Origin of the sequence: Rhodanobacter lycopersici (assembly GCF_040812335.1) — a bacterium.
GTDB lineage: Bacteria > Pseudomonadota > Gammaproteobacteria > Xanthomonadales > Rhodanobacteraceae > Rhodanobacter_A > Rhodanobacter_A lycopersici.
Map to the genome: position 1 here is coordinate 498208 of NZ_JBFOHK010000002.1, position 17183 is coordinate 515390.

The window sequence follows — 17183 nt, forward strand, 5'->3', positions numbered from 1 at the left end:
TAAAATGGGCGGATACTCCCGCGAGACCACGCCATGAGCTTCCCCGCCATCCGCCTCCGCCGCATGCGTCGCGACGCCTTCTCCCGCGCGCTGATGCGCGAGCACACCCTGCTGCCGTCCGACCTCATCATGGTGGCCTTCGTGATCGAGGGCGTGGGGCAGCGCGAGCCGGTGCCGTCGATGCCGGGCGTGGATCGGCTCTCCATCGACGAGTTGCTGAAGCTGGCAGGCGAATGCGTGCGTCTCGGCATCCCCGCGCTGGCGCTGTTTCCTTCGCCGGGGCAGGGCGTGAAGACCGAGGATGCGCGCGAGGCGTGGAACCCCGACAACCTGATGCACCGCGCCACCCGCGCGCTGAAGGCGGAATACCCCGGACTGGGCCTGATCGGCGACGTGGCGCTGGACCCCTACACCACGCATGGCCAGGACGGCCTGATCGACGAAAACGGCTACGTGATGAACGAGCCCACCGTCGCGGCGCTGGTGAAGATGTCGCTGGCGCAGGCCGGGGCCGGCATGGATTTCGTCGCGCCATCGGACATGATGGACGGCCGCATCGGCGCGATCCGCGATGCGCTGGAAGCGGTCGGCGACATCCACACGCGCATCCTCGCCTACTCGGCGAAATACGCGTCGAGCTTCTACGGCCCCTTCCGCGACGCGGTGGGCTCGTCGGCCAACCTCGGCAAGGGCAACAAGCACACGTACCAGATGGACGTCGCCAACAGCGACGAAGCGCTGCGCGAAGTCGAGCTGGATATCCAAGAAGGAGCAGACGCGGTGATGGTGAAGCCGGGCCTGCCCTACCTCGACGTGCTGCGCCGGGTGAAGGACGCCTTCGGCATGCCCACCTTCGTGTACCAGGTGAGCGGCGAGTACGCCATGCTCAAGGCCGCCGCGCAGAACGGCTGGCTGGACGAGAAGGCGGTGGTGCTGGAAACGCTCACCGCGTTCAAGCGCGCCGGCGCGGACGCCATCCTCACCTACTTCGCGGTGGACGCGGCGAGGTGGTTGCGCGGCGAGTGATGGGTATTTGCTTGTCATCCCGGCGAAGGCCGGAGGAGCTTCACAACAGCGAAGCTGGTCATCCAGTAACCGCATGGCCTGAGTGGGCGTTATCGCCACTGGGTTCCGGCCTGCGCCGGAACGACGAGCAGAACCAAAAGTGCCCTAAGCCGGGCGCCTCAAGAACCTCCCAGCCAACCATTTCCGCACCGGCAGGTCGTACAGCTTCAGGCACGCATACGCGATGGCGATGCTGGCGACGAAGGCCGCGGCACCCGCTGCGCACTTCGTGCCGAAGGGCAGGGCCTCGTGCTCGCTCACCCATTCGGTATAGACGTAGATCAGGCCGTAGTGCGTGATGTAGAGCGGGTAGGAGAGTTCGCCGAAGAATCCGGCGATGCGCGTGGACATGCCATCGACCTGCGTTGCGCCGGCGCCGATGGCCACGATGAGCGGGAACACCGCGATCACGCAGAACGACTCGTACAGGCCGTTCAACCACAGCCGGTCGGCGCCGCCGAAGCGGGGCAGCCCCAGCGCAACGATCAGCAGCAGGCTGCAGACCGCGAAGGCGTGCTTGACCCGGATGCGCTTGCCCAGGCGCATCAGCAGCATGCCGGCAAGGAAGGGGAACAGCAGGCGCGCGAAGCCGATGTGCAATTGTTCCGGGTCGATCGCCCAGCCGCCGATCACGTCGCCGCGTTTGCCGAACACGGCGAGCTGCACGAGGAAGGCCGCGGCCAGGGCGACAAGTAGGCCCAGCCAGCGGTTCGACAGCTTGCGCAGGCCGACGGCGTACAGGATGTTGGCGAGGTATTCGAAAAACAGCGACCACGCCGGGCCATCCAGCGGATGCATCTCGCTCCAGCCGCGGATGTCCATCGACGGCGGCAGCGGCAGCAGGGTCCAGCCCACCAGCATCACCAGCAGCAGTTGCCACACCGGCGTGCCGGCGATCAGCGGAAACGCCGAACCCGCCTGGAAGTAGAACAGCAGCGCGCCTATCGTCGTGCCCATGACGACCATGGGTTGCAGGCGGACCAGCCGGCGCTTGAAGAAATCCCAGGTGCCCAGCGTCTGCCAGCGGTCGTCGTAGGCATAGGCGATCACGAAACCCGACAGCAGGAAGAAGAAATCCACGGCCAGGTAACCGTGGTTGATCGGCTGCGTCAGCGGATGATCCGGCTTGTACGCCTCGCAGATGTGGAACAGCACCACCATCAGCGAGGCGACGCCGCGAAGCCCGTCGAGGACGAGGTAATGGTCCTTGCCTGCCCCGGGGGCTGCGGAGTCTTTTGCCATGTGCAATGCGCTGGGTGGCCGATGATGGGTGAACCTTGGATGCTACAAGTTCTTGCGGGACAACGTGTCAGCAAAATCGCCTGGAGCGATTTTGGGCGCGGCGCCCTCGCAAGCTTCACGCCGTGTCGGTGTCCCGCAGCCTCCCACTGCGCTTGCGCCACAGGTTGTCCAGCGCCCAGGGTCCTGCGCCGCCCAGCACCAGCGTGGCCAGGCCGGCGAGGTAGAACAGATCGCATTCGTAGCCCGGTTGCCCGAAGTGCGCGCCGGCGGCCGTGACGGCCATCAGCTTGATCGAGCTGAAGCCGTAAGGCAGGTGCACAGTGAAGATGGCCACCAGCAGCACGATCGCCATCGGCACGCTGGCCAGCGCCACGAAGGCGCCCAGCAGGATGGCCAATCCCCCGAACACTTCGACCAGGATGGTGGCCCAGGACATCAGGTGCGGGAAAGGCACGCCGATGGCCTGCAGAATCGCCGCGAATGCGTCGGCGCCACGGGCAAGCTTGGCAAAGCCGTGCTCCATGAATCCATAGCCCACGATCAGGCGCAGGGGAATCGGCGCCCATTGGGCAAGCCATCGGGGGATCGCAGGTGCGGGCAGGAGAGGGTTCACGTGCTTGCCTTGGGTGGTGCCGTTGCCGATGGGGATGATGCCGGTGGCGTAGACGGACGCGTCGACGCCGCCGGAGAGGCATCAGTCGTGCAACAGGTGGGTGGCATGGGTAATCGCACCGCCGGCGCGGATCGCCGCGGCGATCACGGCGGTCTCGGCCAGCTGCGCATCGTCGGCGCCGGCGTCGCGCGCCGCCTTGGCATGGATCTCGATGCAATACGGGCATTGCGTGGTCAGCGCCACGGCCACCGCGATCAGCTGCTTCTGTCGCGCGTCGAGGGCGCCCGCGGCGAAGGCCGCCTTGTCAAAGGCCCAGAACGCCTTCATCGCGTCCGGCGCCATCCCGTCGAGCTTTTTCAGGCGGCTCAAGTTCTTCATGTCGTACATGCGGGGTTCCTCGTGTTGAGCGGGGCAATGGGGGTTGCGGGGTGACGGCAAATGGATGCCGGCCGGCCGGCAGGATGCGTGGCCGACACCCGCAGTTCGTTGCGGTGTGGCCATCGGTTACATCGCCGTCTGCCGTGCCGCCGCCCTGGGGGCGCGAATCGGCGCTCGGGCAGCGGCCAGGTGCATCAAGGGCGCGAGGGGCTGGATTGCCTGGAAAAATCCCCGAAAGCGACGGCTGAAAGTCTGCTGCCGTGTGCACGATGAAAAGGAGGATTCCCCGGATTCTCATCTCGTGCATCCTGGTCGAGCGCCAGAACGGAGTAGCGTCATGAAAGTATTGGCCGTGATCCTTTGCCTGCTGGCCGCCTGCACTGGTGCGCAGGCGAAGACGGCGCTCTGGCAGCCGGCTGCCGGGCACGCGCAACTGCCGCTATGGCCGGGGACACCGCCTGACGCGCAGCCGATGCCGGGGCCGGAATACACGACAACGGGCACCAGGCTTCTCGGCGGCAAGACCGTGACGGGTGTCTACAACGTGTCGCGTCCCACGATGACCGTGTACGCACCCGTGGGCAGGAACAGCGGGGCGGCGGTGGTGGTGTTCCCGGGCGGCGGCTTCGAAGGGCTGGCGATGGATCTGGAAGGCACCGAGGCTTGCGACTGGCTCGTCTCCCGCGGCATCACCTGCGTGCTGCTGAAGTATCGCGTGCCGAGCCTGCCTTACGACTGGCACTGCAAGTGCCGGCCCGACGATTTCGTGGTGCCGACGATGGCACTGGAGGATGCGCAGCGCGCAATGGGACTGGTGCGCCTGCACGCAGGCGAGTGGCACATCGATCCGCACAAGGTCGGCGTGATGGGCTTCTCTGCGGGCGGCTTTCTGGTGGCGGAAATCAGCACGCGCTACGCGCATCGCCTGTATCCGGCGGTGGATGCGGCCGACAAGGAGAGCGCACGGCCGGATTTCGCGCTGGCCATCTATCCCGGGCACCTCGCGACGGACGACGACAAGCTCAATCCGAACGTGCCGGTTACCCGCGAGACCTCGCCCACCTTCCTGGTGCAGGCGGAGGACGATTACGTGGATGGCGTGAACCAGTCGCTGGTCTACTACGCTGCGCTGGCGAAGGCCCGCGTGCCGGCAGAGCTGCACCTGTACGCGCACGGCGGCCACGCGTTCGGCCTGCGGCGCACGCGCCAGCCGATCACCGGCTGGCCCGACCTGGCCGAGGCGTGGCTGCGCACGATCGGCGCGCTGCCTCATTGAGCCTGCGTCGCGCTCATGCGTACTGCGCGATGCCATGGCCGAACGACCAGTTCTCCTTCGCCGTTTCCAGCAGGTTGATGAACACGTCCTCGGGACGCAGGCCGGGATCGGCGGCGAGCTTCTCCGCCACGCGGCGGTAGAACTCCTGCTTCTGCGCCACCGTGCGCGTGTCGTTGCAGGCGATCTGCACGACGACGAGGTCGTCGCTGCGTTCGATGCCGAGGTAGTGCGGGTCGCAGTCGAATTCCTCGGCGTCGTGCTGGTGGACCAGGATGAAGCGGTCGTCCTCGGGCACGTTGAAAGTCTCGCGCATGGCTTCGTAAATGCCGTTGCGCAGGGCGGCGAGCTGGGCGGCAGACTTGCCGCGGCGCAGGGAGATGCGGACGAGAGGCATGGGGTTGCTCCGTGGGTGCGAGGTTCAATGCGGTTGCGAGACGTGGCCGACGCGACAGACCTGCCGGTCCCCGCCGGCAAGATCGGGGCGCAGCGTCGACCACAGACGAAAGCGCAGCAGGGTCCAGTCGGTCGGGTCGTACGCGTTGATCGCGGCCAGCGCGCCGGCCGCGCGATCCTGCCGCGCCGCTGCGGCCTCGGCGGCGCGCAGTTCGGCCAGATCGGCATGCACCGGAATCGCGACGAGCTCCCGCGTGGCGCAGGCGGCGCTGCGCAGATCGGCGGCCAGTTCCGTCTGCCACGGTATCCACGTGCGCACCACAGGGCGACCGAAGTCGTGCGCCAGCGTGGCAAAGCCGCTGCCGCCGAGGAAGGCGTCCATGCCCTCGCCATCGCGCCACAGGTAGAACGGCGCGTAGAGATTGTCGCGGCCGGGCAGTTCGCGGTCGCCGCGCGCGGCGTGCAACCAGGCCTTGAACGCGAGGCCTGGGAGGTCGTCCAGCAGGTGTCCCTTCTCCGCGATGCGGCGGCGGATGATCGCCATGTCGTAGTCGGCGGGCAGGGTGATGGCGTACTGCATCGCGATCATGGCGCCCGCTCCTTGCGCAGCGTGCCGATGGCCGAGAACGCGCAAGGCCAGCCGGCGTAGAACGCCAGGTGGGTGATCAGCTCGACCAGCTCCGCCTCGCTGAGGCCGTTGTCGCGGGCACGGGCAAGGTGGAACGGCAACTGTTCACCACGATTCAGTGCGATCAGCGCGGACACCGTGGCGATGCTGCGTTCGCGTGGGCTGATTTCGGCGCGCGCCCAGACATCGGCAAACAGTACCGCGTCGGTGAGTTCGGCCAGTTTCGGGGCGATGTCGCCGATGCTGTCGCGGGCGTAATGCGGATCGTGAGCCATGCGGGCGGCCTCTTGCGGTTGACGGCTGCCACGATAGCGCTCCATGATGATACCGAAAATCGGGAAATTCAGTATCGATGATCCCGAAAATAAGGACGATTCCATGTCGCGCGTCAACTTCGACATCGACAGCCTGCGCAGCTTCGCCACCGGCATCGAGCTGGGCAGCTTCGCGCAGGCGGCAGAGCGGCTGAACCGTTCCACCTCGGCGGTAAGCGCGCAACTGAAGAAGCTGGAGCAACAGGCCGGTGCATCGCTGCTGCGCAAGGCCGGCCGCGGCATGGCGCTCACCGAGGCGGGCGAGGTGATGCTGGGCTACGCGCGGCGCCTGCTGGAGCTCAACGACGAGGCCGCTGCGGCGATCGGCGGCGCGGAACTGGAAGGCCGCGTGCGGCTGGGCCTGCAGGAGGATTTTGGCGAGAGCCTGCTGCCCGTAGTGCTGGGCCGCTTCGCACGTGCGCACCCCAGGTTGCGCATGGAGGCGCGCATCGCGCGAAACGTGGAACTGATTGATGGCGTGAAACGCGGCCGACTCGATCTGGCGCTGGCCTGGGAGGCCGGTACGGACAGTCCGCATGCCGAGCGTGTGGGACGCTGGCCGATGCGATGGATCGGCGGGGCCGAGGCGACGGCGTCGAAGCTGCATCGGCGCGGCGAACCGCTGCCGCTGGCGGTGCTGGAGGCGCCCTGCCTGTTGCGCAACGCGGCGATCGAGGCGCTGGACCGTGCCGGTATCCCCTGGCGCATCACCTTCAGCAGCGCCAGCCTTGCAGGCATCTGGGCCGCGGTGGGCGCGGGACTGGGCGTGAGCGTACGCACCCCGCTGGGCCTGCCGGCCAGCGTGCGTGCACTCACCGCGAAGGAGGCCGGCCTGCCGGCGCTGCCGATGCTGGGTCTGGCCCTGCATCGCGCCGAGGCGGAACCGGTGCAGGCAGTGGCGCAGCTGGCGAGCATCATCGTGCGGACGCTGTCGCCGCGCTGACGCGACTGGATGCTGCTGGATGCGCAGCGTCAGTGTCCATGCGTTGGCGGGATCAGCCGTAGGCCAGGCGCGCCGCCTTTCCGCCGGCCATCGTGATGCCGCTGGTCGGGTGGACCGCTTTCATCCGCATCGCATCCGTGCGGGGCCGGTGTCACCCCCCACGTATGCGGTGGATGCGGCGCGCTGGCTGCGCGGCGAGCAGCCACAACGCCTGCCCGGAAAAATCCACGGGTGCGACCGCACCTGGCCCGGGCAGGCGTGCATGATCTGGGAGAGGGGTTCCTCCCGATTTCCCATCCTGATCACGCTGCCTTGGCCGGATGCCGGGGCGAAGGAGCGTCATGAAGCCATGGATAGTGTTGCTTTGCCTGCTGCTTGCATGCGGAAGCCTGCAGGCAAACGCCGGAGTCTGGCAGCCCGCTGGCGGGCGGGCGCAGCTGCAGTTGTGGCCGGGCGCGGTGCCCGATGCGCAGCCGATGCCTGGGCCGGAAACGGAGACGTTGCGGACAGAACATCAGATCGCCGATCGGCCGTGGATGGCAGTGACCAATGTGAGCCGGCCCACGCTGACGGTCTATGCGCCCGGGGGCAGGAACGCGGGTGTCGCCGTGGTGGTGTTTCCAGGCGGTGGTTTCCAGGTGCTGGCCATCGACCTCGAAGGTACCGAGATCTGTGACTGGCTGACGTCCCGCGGCATCACCTGCGTGCTGCTGAAGTATCGCGTGCCGGGCACGCCTTACGACTGGCGGCGCAGGACCTATCCTGACGATTTCGCACTGTCGGTGCCGTCTTTGCAGGATGCGCAGCGAGCGATAAGACTGGTGCGCTTCCATGCCTCGCAGTGGCATGTCGATCCGCACAAGATCGGCGTGATCGGCTTCTCGGCGGGCGGCTTCCTGGTGGCCGAGACCAGCACGGACTTCAAGCGCCGGACGTACAAGCCGGTGGACGCGGCCGACAAGGAAAGCGACCGGCCGGATTTCGCCATGGCGATCTACCCCGGACACCTCGCGCTCGACGACGGTAGGCTCAACCCCAACGTGCCGGTCATCCACGAGACTCCGCCCACCTTCCTGGTCCAGGCGGAAGATGACTACACGGATGGCGTGGACCAGGCGCTGGTCTACTACACCACGCTGGCGAAGGCGCGCGTGCCGGCGGAGCTGCACTTGTATGCGCACGGCGGGCACGCGTTCGGCCTGCGCCACACCCGGCTTCCGATCACGGGCTGGCCTGCGCTTGCCGAAGCATGGATGCAGACGATCGGCGTGCTGCCGCATTGAGCAGGCGTGGCGCAGCTTTCATGGCGCTGCGCCCGTATCTCCCCAGCTTGATGCAGATGCCCTTGGCATTGATCTGCGCGGTTTCAATACGCGCAAATGCTGCTGTGCAGCTTGGCAATATTGTAGGCTTATATGACGATTCGGCGTACCGCGTGAAGAGTGGCCTGTGGGATGGGGCCATCCGGCAGGTGCGTCGATGGATGGTTGGCGGTGCCGCCGTCGCCCCGCCGGGATCCGGCAGCCGGAGCGCGGCCGCCCGTCGCACGCATGTCCGCCACAGTGATTCGGAATTTCATGCCTGGGGAGTATCTGCCCATGAAACGCTTGAACCTGCTCGTCGCCCGGTTCGTCTTGCTTCCGGTATTGCTCCTTGGTTTGTCGTTGCCGGCTGCGGCCAGCGCGCCAGCAAGGCTTGGCGCCGTTCCGCAGATGGGCTTCAACAACTGGAACTCCACCCATTGCCGCGATGAATTCAACGAGCAGATGATCCGCGGCATCGCCGACAAGATGGTCAGCCTGGGTCTGCGCGATGCCGGCTATCGCTATGTGAACATCGACGATTGCTGGGCGAACTGGCAGCGCGACAAGAACGGCAAGCTGCAGGCCAACCCCAGGCGCTTCCCCAGCGGGATCAAGGCGCTGGCCGACTACATCCATTCCCGCGGCCTGAAGTTCGGCGTCTATTCCAGTGCCGGCACCTCCACATGCGAGCCGTTGCAGGAGAATCGCGGCTTCCCCGGCGGCCTCGGGCACGAGCAGGAGGATGCCGCGAGCTTCGCCGCGTGGGGCGTGGACTATCTCAAGTACGACAACTGCAACAACCAGAAGATCGCCGCCCTGCAGCGTTACACCGCGATGGCAAAGGCCCTGCGCGCGACCGGCCGGCCGATCTTCTTCAGCGTGTGCGAATGGGGCGAGAACAAGCCGTGGCTGTGGGCAGGCAAGCCGCCGGTGGACGCACAGTCCTGGCGCACCACCGGCGACATCAGCGACAACTATGCGTCGATGCTGAAAGTCTTCAAGCAAAACGTGCTGCTCGATCGCTACGCAAGCCCGGGACATTGGAACGATCCGGACATGCTCGAGGTCGGCAATGGCGGCATGACGGACGTCGAATACCGCAGCCACTTCAGCTTGTGGTCGATCATGGCGGCCCCCCTGCTGATCGGCACCGACCTGCGCACGATCAAGCCGGAAGCATTGAAAATACTGCTCAACAAGGAAGTCATCGCTGTCGATCAGGACCCGCTCGGCGTGCAGGGGCACCAGGTGCGCGACGCCAACGGCATTCACGTGATCGTCAAGCCGCTCAAGGACGGCAGCCGGGCCGTGCTCGTGTTCAACGAAGCCGATGGCGCGCAGGACGTCGAGGTGGCTCCGGCCGAGATCGGCCTGAAGCCGGGACGCTACCGCCTGCGTGATCTGTGGTTGCACAGCGATCGCAACGGCGACGGCAGCATCTCGGTCAAGCTGCAGCCGCACGCCAGCGTGATGTACCGCATCCGTGCCGTGTAGTCCCCGTTCGCGCACGGCAGCCGTGGTTTCCGGACCTGTCTTCCCGGGGCGTGCAGCAGGCGCTGCCGGCGTCGTCGTTGGACGGGTGCTGCCGGTGGTTCGAGGCCGCGGGAAACGCCGCGGCCTCAGTGCCCGCGTTTCGGCCCGGTCAGCCTGATCTCGTACAGCCTGGGCCAGCACTTGCCGGTGACGAACAGGCGGTCGTGCTGCGCGTCGTAGGCGATGCCGTTCAGCACGTCGTTGGTCGGATCGGCCAGCTGCCCGGGCTTCGGACCCAGTCCGGCCAGCTCGATCCAGCCCACCACCTTGCCGCTGGCCGGGTCGATGCGCGCGATGCGCGTGGTGAGCCACACGTTGGCGAAGATCTGTCCCTTCACCCATTCCAGCTCGTTGATGTCCTGCAGCGGCTGGCCGTCGGCAGTCACGTCGATCTGGCCGGTCTGCCTGAGCGTGTCGGGATCGAGGATGCGGATCACCGGCGTGCCGTCGCTCATGTAGAGCTGCCTGCCGTCGCTGGTGAGCGCCCAGCCTTCGCCGGCATAGGGGAAGCGCGCCCGCGGCTTCAGCGTGGCGAGGTCGTAGACGAAGCCTTCCTGGTTCTTCCAGGTGAGCTGGATCAGCTTGTCCTTCCACACCGCGATGCCCTCACCGTAGTCCGGCCACGGCGTGGGCGACTGCTGCAGCACCTTGCCGGTCGCGAGGTCCACCTTGCGCACGCTGGAGCTGCCCACCTGGCCGGTGCTCTCGTAGAGATGGCCGTCCAGGTAGAGCAGGCCTTCGGTATAGGCCTGCGGATCGTGCGGGTAGCTGTGCACCACGCGGTAGCCGTACACAGGGATGGCATCTTGCGCGCGGGCCGGGATGGCACAGGGCAGGGCAAGCGCGGCGGTGGCAATGGCGGCGAGGATTTTCATGGCTGGAGATGATCCCACGTCGCGGCGCGGCATGGCAGCACGGCCGGTGAACACGGTCGCGTGAAATAATCGGGGCACGCGAACGGACCGGAGTGCACGTGGACAGCCATCATTTCCTGCAGGTCGCCGTGGTGTTCCTGCTGGCCACGGTGATCGCGGTGCCGTTGACCAAGCGCTTCCGGCTCGGTTCGGTACTGGGTTACCTCCTGGCCGGCATGGCGATCGGGCCGCAGGCGCTGCGCCTGGTGAGCGACACCGGGGGCATCGCCGCGATCTCCGAATTCGGCGTGGTGCTGATGCTGTTCGTGATCGGCCTGGAGCTGTCGCCGCAGCGCCTGTGGGTGATGCGGCGCTCGGTGTTCGGCACCGGCCTGCTGCAGGTGCTGGCCACCAGCGCGGTGATCGGCGTGATCGCCTGGCGCCTGCTGGGCCTCGTGCCGGGGGCGGCGCTGATCGTGGGCGGCAGCCTGGCGCTGTCTTCCACTGCGTTCGGCCTGCAGATCCTGGGTGAACGCAAGGAGGCCGGTTCGGCCTACGGACGGCAGGCGTTCGCGATCCTGCTGTTCCAGGACCTGGCGGCGATTCCGCTGATCGCCGCGGTGCCGCTGCTGGCCAGCAGCACGGCCCACCACGGCTTCGATCTCGCGGGCACGTTGCGCACGGTGGGCGTGATCGTGGCCGTGGTCGTGGGTGGCCGCTACCTGCTGCGGCCGGTGTTCCGCTTCGTGGCGAAGGCGGATGCGGTGGAGGTGTCCACCGCCACTGCGCTGCTGGTGGTGATGGGCGTGGCGCTGCTGATGGAAGTGGCCGGCGTGTCGGTGACGCTGGGCGCCTTCCTCGCCGGCGTGCTGCTGGCCGATTCGGAATACCGCCACGAGCTGGAATCCAACATCGAGCCGTTCAAGGGCCTGCTGCTGGGTCTGTTCTTCATCAGCGTGGGCATGTCGATGGACATCTCGCTGCTGTTGCGCGAACCCTTGCTGGTGCTGGGCGTGGTGGTCGCGCTGCTGTTGCTGAAAGGCGCCTTGCTGTGGCCGCTGGGGCGCATCGTGGGCGCATTGGAGCGGGGCGATGCGCTGCGTCTCGCAGTGCTGCTGGCCTGCGGCGGCGAGTTCGCGTTCGTGGTGCTCAAGCTCGCCGACGGACAGGGGCTGATCAGTGCGCGCCAGCACAGCCTGCTGGTGCTGGCGATCACCTTGTCGATGGCGCTGACGCCGTTGCTGGTGGCGGCGCTGGCGAAGCTGCTCGGCGCGCGCAAGGTGCGCAAGCCGGCGCGCGATTTCGACACCATCGTGGCGCACTCGCCGCGCGTGATCATCGCCGGCTACGGCCGCATGGGGCAGATCGTGGCGCGCATCCTGCGCGCGGAAGGCATACCGTTCGTGGCGCTGGACCACTCCGTCGAACAGATGGACCTGATCCGCCGTTTCGGCCGCGGGAGCGACATCTTCTATGGCGACCCCGCGCGGCCCGAATTGCTGCGCGCGGCGCAGGCGGACAAGGCCGAGGTGTTTGTGCTGGCCAGCGACAACCCCGAATCCAGCCTGCACGTGGCGCGCGTGGTGCGGCGCATGTACCCGCACCTGAAGATCGTGGCGCGCGCGCGCAACCGCCAGCACGTGTGGCGACTGATGGACCTGGGCATCGACGAGCCGATCCGCGAGACGCTGTTCTCCAGCCTGAAGATGAGCAAGCAGGCGCTGATCGCGCTGGGCATGACGCCCGAGCACGCAGTCGACCGGGTGGAGCGTTTCCGCCGCCAGGACGCCGAGCTGATCAAAGCGCAGTACCTCGTCTACGACGACGAGGCCAAGCTGGTGCAGACCACCCGCGAGGCGTTGGCCGAGCTGGACAAGCTGTTCGAGGCCGATGCCGAACCGCAGGCGCGCGAGGCACGCGAGCGCGATCCGGACACCCCGCTGACGAGCTCGGACTGAGCGCGGCTTGTCGTCCGTACTTGCGGTGCTTGACGGGTTCCTGCGCACGCAATTTCCTGCCGTCAACGGAGCCCGGCATCCGGCGTTCGGACGGGCATGTCCAGCTCGCCGCATCCGCTCGTCATCCGCTTCGGCCGTTTCGGCGACACCGTGCTGCTGCAGCCGTTGCTGCACAAGTTGCAGCAGCGCTATGGCGCGCCCTGCGACCTGCTCGCGGTCGGCGCGTGGCCGATGGAACTGTATGCGGACCAGCCCGAGGTGGCCGAGGTATTCGCCCTGCAGGCACCGCGCCGGCCGCTGCTGGTCAGTCGCGAACGCTGGCGCGCGATCGCCTGGCTGCGCGAGCGGCGCGATGCGCCGGTTTACGTTTGCGAGCCGCGGCTACGGACGTTGCTGCGGATCCAGCGCTCGCTGATGCTGGCAGGCGTGCCCGCGGCGCATCGTGCGTATCTGGTCGACCTGCCGCTGCAGGAGCGCGAGCATTGGGTGGACCATCTGCTGCGTTTCGGCGACTGCACGCCATCCGCATTCCACGGGCGTTGCGATGCACTGGCGGTCGATCCCGGCGCCGCGCCGCAATTGACGGTCGATGCGGCGGCGCGGGTCGAATGCGAGCGTTGGCTGCATGCACGTGGTCTGCACGGCCGTCCGCTGGTGCTGCTGCAGCCGGCGAACAAGCGCACCTTGCGCTGGAACGGCGTGCGCGCGATCGCGGATGACGACAAGGCGTGGCCGCTGCAGCACTGGGCGGCGCTGGCCTGGACGATCCTGGAGACGCTGCCGTCGGCACGGGTGCTGCTGTGTGGCTGCCCGCGGGAAGCCGGCTACCTGGAAGGCATCCGTGCCATCGCGGCCAGCGAGTCGGTGGTATCGGTCGCCGACGAGCTGTCGCCGGCACGGCTGAAGGCCTTGCTGGCTTGCGCGCACAGCATGGTGTCGGTGGACACGGGACCGGCGCATCTCGCCGCCGCGGTGGGCTGCCCGCTGGTGGTGATGTTCGGCGGCGCCTCGCCTGCACACTGGGCGCCGCGCGCCGCACCGGGTGGCGTGGTGACGGTGCTGGGCGGCCTGCCACGCGGTACGCGGGTGGAGGCCCTCAGCGTGGAACAGGTCGCCGATGCGTGGCGCAGCCTGCCGCCACGCCATGCACGCTGGCGGGCGGTGGCCTGATCACTCCGCTGGCTGGGCCGGTTGGCGCAGGGTCTGCCGCACGCTGGGAATCGCGCTGCTGCGCACAGCCAGTTCGTGGGCGATGTCCACGTAGCCGAGCTGGCGCGCCACATCGGCGGCGGTACGTCCGAACGCGTCGGCGGCGGCACGGTCGGCGCCACGCGACAGCAGCACGCGGGCCGGCGGCAGCAACGCGTGCATCGCACAGGCGTGCAGCGCGGTGACGCCGCGCTGGTCGGCATGTGCCACGTCCGCGCCGGCTTCCAGCAGCACGGGCACCAGCGCGCCGAGATGGGTGGCGTCGCAGTCGCTGCCGGGGCGCAAATGGGCGCCGAGCAGCAGCAGCAGCGCGGTCTTGCCCTCGCCATCCGCCTGGTTGACGGTGGCGCCGTGCCGCAGCAGCGCATCGAGCAGGCGCCGCGCGCGCAGGCTGTCGTTGTGTTCGAAGCCGTATTGCGCGGCGGCATGCAGCGCGCTGTGGCCACGCGCGTCGCCGGCGTTGACGTCGGCGCCGGCGACGAGCAGCGCCTCGGCCAACTCGGGGCGGCCCATCGCGGCGGCCACCATCAGTGCGGTGCTCTGGTTCGGCAGGCGCTGGTCGACGTCGGTCTTGCGTTCCAGCAGCAGCGCCACCGTGCCTTCGCGACCGCCGGCCACGGCGGCGGCCAACGGAGTGATGCCGTTGGCTGTCGCCAGTGCGGGATCGGCGCCGGCGTCGAGCAGGCAGGCGGCGATCTCGCCGTAGCCCGCACCGCAGGCGTGCAGCAGCGCGCTGGCGCCACGCGTGTCGACGGTGTCGACGGGGAAGCCCAGCTCCAGCAGGCGTTGCACCGCGACCAGTGCGCCGGCCTGTGCCGTGGCGGGCAGGTCGTCGGCGCGCAGTGGACGGCGCGGACGCGGCCAGTGGCCCCAGTCCAGCCAGCGTTCGATCGCCGGATGCTCCAACGCGAGACCCAGAGGGGTCTCGCCGTTGGCGTCGGCGGCTTCCGCATCGGCACCGTGGGCGATCAGCGCGCGCACCAGCGGCAGTGCAGCTTCGCCGTGTTCCAGCGCGGCGAACAATGGGGTGCGGCCGTCGCGATCGCGGCAATTGGGATTGCAACCGCGCGCCAGGAGGACCTGCAGCAGCTCGTTCTGGCCGTTCACCGCGGCCAGCTGCAGCGGCGTGCGTTCGCGCGCATCGGGACCGAACGGATCGGCGCCGCGCTCAAGCAGGGCCAACGGCAGCGCAGCGCCCTGCGCCGAACCGCCCAGGCGTTCCAGGGCCTGGGCGAGCAGGCCGGTGCCGGCCGGCGTGGTGCCGGCCTGCAGCAGGTCCTCCACCGCTTCGGTACTGGCCGGCAACTGCAGCAGCAGGGCGTCGAACAGGCGGCGGCCCAGTGGTGGAAGTGCGGGTGGCGCGGCGTGTTCTCCATTGGCCGCCGCCACGTCCAACTCGTCACCCTGCTCGTCGTCAGGCTGTTGCGCGGCGAGGCGCGCCTCGGGATCGAGGCCATGGTCCAGCAGCCAGCGGCGCGCCTGGCCCTGGCCCGGCTGGGCGAGGTCGAGGTAGAGGCGGGCCAGCTGCGCCTGCGGCCAGTCATGCATGCGCGTGGCGAAGCCGGAGACGATCGCCCAGTGGCCGAAGCGCAGGGCATCGAGCAGGTGGGCCGGGGTGTCGGCGCCGGAAGGGATCGCCGCATGGCCGAGGCTGGCCGGCAGCGGCGTTTCCGGATCGAGCAGGGCGACCAGGTCCCAGCGGCCGGTGGCGGCGGCATGGTCGAGCGCGCTGCGGCCGTCGCTGCCCGGCGTCTTCGGCTCGGCGCCCAGCGCGAGCAGGGCGCGCACGGTATCGGCATGGGCGCGCGGCGACTGGCAGGCGAGCATGAGTGCGTCACGACCGTGACCGTCGCGGGCGCGCGCATCGGGTTGTGCCTCGGCGAGCCGCTGCACGATACCCACGGCGCCGGCACGTGCGGCTTCCATCAGCGCCGTGCTGCCGTGGCGGTCGGCCAGCGTGGCGTCGGCGCCGGCCGCGCACAGCGCACGGGCGATCTGTTCGTGGCCTTCGGCGGCGGCAGCGATCAGCGCGCTGCGGTGGCGCGCGTCCACCGCGTTCACCGCCGCACGATGCTTGAGCAGCAGCTTCACGCCGGCCGGGTCGTCGTCGGCGATGCCGGCGGCGGCGACCAGCGCGGGCTCGCCGTTGGCCGGTGCAGGCTTCGCGCCGCGCTCGAGCAGGAACTTCGCCAGCGGCCAGTTCGCCGCGCGGCAGGCCACTGCGAGCGGGCTGGCACCGCCCTGGTCCAGCGCGTTGACCGGTGCGCCGGCGTCGAGCAGCATCGCCGCCACCATCGGTTCCTCGCTGAGCACCGCGCCGTGCAGCGCGGTGCGGCCCTCGGCATCGGTGGCGAGCGGATTCGCGCCGTTCGCCAGCAGGGTCATCACCGCCTCGGCGCGGCCGTGCCAGCTGTCGCGCGTGGCGGCGAGCAGCGGGGTGAGCCCGCCGCTGGCGCGGTTGACGTCGGCGCCCTTGGCGATCAGTGCGCGCAGCAGGCGGGTATCCGGTAGCAGCGCGGCGAGCATCAGCACGGGGCGCTGGTCGCGATCGCCGGCGAGCGGCGCGGTCGCCGGGTCGGCGCCGGCCTCGACCAAGGCCAGTGCACGTTCGATGTCGCCATCGCGGGTGGCGGCGAGCAGGGCGGCGGCCTGCTCGGGCGTACCCGCGGTGCGCTCCTGTTCGCTCAGCGGCGCCGCGGCAACCGGCGCGGCAGGTTTGGCGCTTGCCGGTGCATCGGCGCCGGCGGCGTGTTGGCGATGGCGGTCGTGCTGGGCGCACAACAGGGTGCGCAGGGTGCGGTTGGCCACGACCAGGCAAGCCAGCGGCAGCAGCAGCACGGCATACAGTGCCAGCGCGGCGATACGCAGCTCGGACGGCAGCATGCCGTACAAGCCGCTGAGCGCGATCGCGCCCCAGGCGAGCGCCAGCAGCGCCAGCGCGGCGGGCAGGAAGTGACTGAAGAAACGCTCCTCGCGCGCCAGGTGGCGCCCGAACATCAGGCTGCGCAGGGTGGCGGTGAAGATCCACGAGCCGTCGTGCTGCGCCGGGTAGGCGTCGTCCCATACGAACACCAGGCCGAACGCGGGCCAGGGCCGCCACAGCACGGCCAGCGCCAGCACCAGGGTGGCGACCAGCGCCAGCGTGGCAGCGAGGCTGTGCGACTGGCTCAGTGCCAGCATCGGCCACGCCACCAGCCCGAACACGATCACTGCGTAGACAGTGAACATCACCAGGTGCGCGGCACCCCGGCGCAGCACGGTGCGCGCGAAGCTTGGCTCGGGATCGAAGCCGATCGCGTGGCAAACCGCGGCCATGGTCAGCGCGTTCGCCAGCAGCAGCGGGATCAGGGTCAGCGGGTGGGCGACCATGCCGGCCAGCGCCACGGCGATCAATCCGGGAACGAACCAGGCGAGGGCGTGCAGGAACGGAGGGCGTCGGCGCGATTTGGTCTGGGTCATCGTCACAGTATAGG

General features: G+C 68.7%; 15 protein-coding genes. 7 read left to right on the forward strand and 8 right to left on the reverse strand.

Annotated elements, in window-relative coordinates:
• Window positions 1-33 precede the first annotated feature (33 nt).
• Window positions 34-1026 carry a porphobilinogen synthase gene (hemB, locus tag ABQJ54_RS09125; protein WP_367853982.1) on the forward strand — a complete coding sequence of 331 codons (993 nt, stop codon included), beginning with the start codon at window positions 34-36 and terminating at the stop codon, window positions 1024-1026.
• A gap of 144 nt (window positions 1027-1170) precedes the next feature.
• Here the strand turns inward: hemB and ABQJ54_RS09130 are convergent, their stop codons facing one another.
• The 3 genes from ABQJ54_RS09130 to ABQJ54_RS09140 all read right to left on the reverse strand — a co-directional run bounded on the left by ABQJ54_RS09130 (window position 1171) and on the right by ABQJ54_RS09140 (window position 3421).
• Window positions 1171-2307 (reverse strand): acyltransferase family protein, encoded by a 1137-nt coding sequence (locus ABQJ54_RS09130; protein WP_367853983.1) that lies wholly within the window; start codon window positions 2305-2307, stop codon window positions 1171-1173.
• Between the two features lie 115 nt (window positions 2308-2422).
• A complete protein-coding gene (locus ABQJ54_RS09135; protein ID WP_367853984.1) occupies window positions 2423-2920 on the reverse strand; it encodes a DoxX family protein in 498 nt (165 codons plus the stop codon).
• Window positions 2921-3001: 81 nt separating this feature from the next.
• Window positions 3002-3421: a carboxymuconolactone decarboxylase family protein gene (locus ABQJ54_RS09140; RefSeq protein WP_367853985.1), complete on the reverse strand. Its 420-nt coding sequence runs from the start codon at window positions 3419-3421 to the stop codon at window positions 3002-3004.
• Window positions 3422-3635: 214 nt separating this feature from the next.
• On the opposite strand from ABQJ54_RS09140, the gene ABQJ54_RS09145 reads away from it, so the two are divergent.
• On the forward strand, window positions 3636-4574 hold the full coding sequence (locus ABQJ54_RS09145) for an alpha/beta hydrolase (RefSeq protein WP_367853986.1): 939 nt from the start codon (window positions 3636-3638) through the stop codon (window positions 4572-4574).
• A 13-nt stretch (window positions 4575-4587) separates the two neighbouring features.
• On the opposite strand, the gene ABQJ54_RS09150 is transcribed toward ABQJ54_RS09145, so the two are convergent.
• From ABQJ54_RS09150 to ABQJ54_RS09160, 3 genes are read right to left on the reverse strand one after another with little or no spacing between them, the layout of a single operon-like run.
• The gene (locus tag ABQJ54_RS09150; protein ID WP_367853987.1) at window positions 4588-4968 is read right to left on the reverse strand and encodes a tautomerase family protein; all 381 of its coding nucleotides are present in this window, start codon (window positions 4966-4968) and stop codon (window positions 4588-4590) included.
• 24 nt (window positions 4969-4992) lie between these two features.
• Window positions 4993-5556, reverse strand: coding sequence for a DUF4865 family protein (locus ABQJ54_RS09155; protein ID WP_367853988.1), 564 nt, complete (start codon window positions 5554-5556; stop codon window positions 4993-4995).
• The gene (locus ABQJ54_RS09160; RefSeq protein WP_437343334.1) at window positions 5553-5987 is read right to left on the reverse strand and encodes a carboxymuconolactone decarboxylase family protein; all 435 of its coding nucleotides are present in this window, start codon (window positions 5985-5987) and stop codon (window positions 5553-5555) included. Before ABQJ54_RS09160 ends, ABQJ54_RS09155 begins: the two co-directional genes overlap by 4 nt.
• On the opposite strand from ABQJ54_RS09160, the gene ABQJ54_RS09165 reads away from it, so the two are divergent.
• The 3 genes from ABQJ54_RS09165 to ABQJ54_RS09175 all read left to right on the forward strand — a co-directional run bounded on the left by ABQJ54_RS09165 (window position 5974) and on the right by ABQJ54_RS09175 (window position 9650).
• On the forward strand, window positions 5974-6852 hold the full coding sequence (locus ABQJ54_RS09165) for a LysR substrate-binding domain-containing protein (protein ID WP_367853989.1): 879 nt from the start codon (window positions 5974-5976) through the stop codon (window positions 6850-6852). The two genes, ABQJ54_RS09160 and ABQJ54_RS09165, sit on opposite strands and share 14 nt — an antisense overlap.
• A gap of 341 nt (window positions 6853-7193) precedes the next feature.
• Window positions 7194-8135, forward strand: a complete 942-nt coding sequence (locus tag ABQJ54_RS09170) for an alpha/beta hydrolase (RefSeq protein ID WP_367853990.1) — start codon at window positions 7194-7196, stop codon at window positions 8133-8135.
• Window positions 8136-8450: 315 nt separating this feature from the next.
• Window positions 8451-9650 carry a glycoside hydrolase family 27 protein gene (locus tag ABQJ54_RS09175; RefSeq protein ID WP_367853991.1) on the forward strand — a complete coding sequence of 400 codons (1200 nt, stop codon included), beginning with the start codon at window positions 8451-8453 and terminating at the stop codon, window positions 9648-9650.
• 125 nt (window positions 9651-9775) lie between these two features.
• On the opposite strand, the gene ABQJ54_RS09180 is transcribed toward ABQJ54_RS09175, so the two are convergent.
• Entirely contained in the window at window positions 9776-10564 is a 789-nt protein-coding gene (locus ABQJ54_RS09180) for a glutaminyl-peptide cyclotransferase (RefSeq protein ID WP_367853992.1), read from the reverse strand.
• 98 nt (window positions 10565-10662) lie between these two features.
• Between ABQJ54_RS09180 and ABQJ54_RS09185 the strand changes: the two genes are divergently transcribed.
• Together ABQJ54_RS09185 and ABQJ54_RS09190 are read left to right on the forward strand one after the other, a co-directional pair.
• Window positions 10663-12501, forward strand: coding sequence for a monovalent cation:proton antiporter-2 (CPA2) family protein (locus ABQJ54_RS09185; RefSeq protein WP_367853993.1), 1839 nt, complete (start codon window positions 10663-10665; stop codon window positions 12499-12501).
• A gap of 96 nt (window positions 12502-12597) precedes the next feature.
• On the forward strand, window positions 12598-13671 hold the full coding sequence (locus tag ABQJ54_RS09190) for a glycosyltransferase family 9 protein (RefSeq protein ID WP_367853994.1): 1074 nt from the start codon (window positions 12598-12600) through the stop codon (window positions 13669-13671).
• Here the strand turns inward: ABQJ54_RS09190 and ABQJ54_RS09195 are convergent, their stop codons facing one another.
• Window positions 13672-17169, reverse strand: coding sequence for an ankyrin repeat domain-containing protein (locus ABQJ54_RS09195; RefSeq protein WP_367853995.1), 3498 nt, complete (start codon window positions 17167-17169; stop codon window positions 13672-13674).
• Between the last annotated feature and the right edge of the window lie 14 nt (window positions 17170-17183).

Bases quoted from the DNA above. Each gene is read 5' to 3' on its own strand.
- hemB (WP_367853982.1), top strand. From the start codon at position 34: ATGAGCTTCCCCGCCATCCGCCTCCGCCGCATGCGTCGCGACGCCTTC.
- ABQJ54_RS09130 (WP_367853983.1), bottom strand. From the start codon at position 2,307: ATGGCAAAAGACTCCGCAGCCCCCGGGGCAGGCAAGGACCATTACCTC.
- ABQJ54_RS09140 (WP_367853985.1), bottom strand. From the start codon at position 3,421: ATGGCCACACCGCAACGAACTGCGGGTGTCGGCCACGCATCCTGCCGG.
- ABQJ54_RS09145 (WP_367853986.1), top strand. From the start codon at position 3,636: ATGAAAGTATTGGCCGTGATCCTTTGCCTGCTGGCCGCCTGCACTGGT.
- ABQJ54_RS09150 (WP_367853987.1), bottom strand. From the start codon at position 4,968: ATGCCTCTCGTCCGCATCTCCCTGCGCCGCGGCAAGTCTGCCGCCCAG.
- ABQJ54_RS09155 (WP_367853988.1), bottom strand. From the start codon at position 5,556: ATGATCGCGATGCAGTACGCCATCACCCTGCCCGCCGACTACGACATG.
- ABQJ54_RS09165 (WP_367853989.1), top strand. From the start codon at position 5,974: ATGTCGCGCGTCAACTTCGACATCGACAGCCTGCGCAGCTTCGCCACC.
- ABQJ54_RS09170 (WP_367853990.1), top strand. From the start codon at position 7,194: ATGAAGCCATGGATAGTGTTGCTTTGCCTGCTGCTTGCATGCGGAAGC.
- ABQJ54_RS09175 (WP_367853991.1), top strand. From the start codon at position 8,451: ATGAAACGCTTGAACCTGCTCGTCGCCCGGTTCGTCTTGCTTCCGGTA.
- ABQJ54_RS09180 (WP_367853992.1), bottom strand. From the start codon at position 10,564: ATGAAAATCCTCGCCGCCATTGCCACCGCCGCGCTTGCCCTGCCCTGT.
- ABQJ54_RS09190 (WP_367853994.1), top strand. From the start codon at position 12,598: ATGTCCAGCTCGCCGCATCCGCTCGTCATCCGCTTCGGCCGTTTCGGC.
- ABQJ54_RS09195 (WP_367853995.1), bottom strand. From the start codon at position 17,169: ATGACCCAGACCAAATCGCGCCGACGCCCTCCGTTCCTGCACGCCCTC.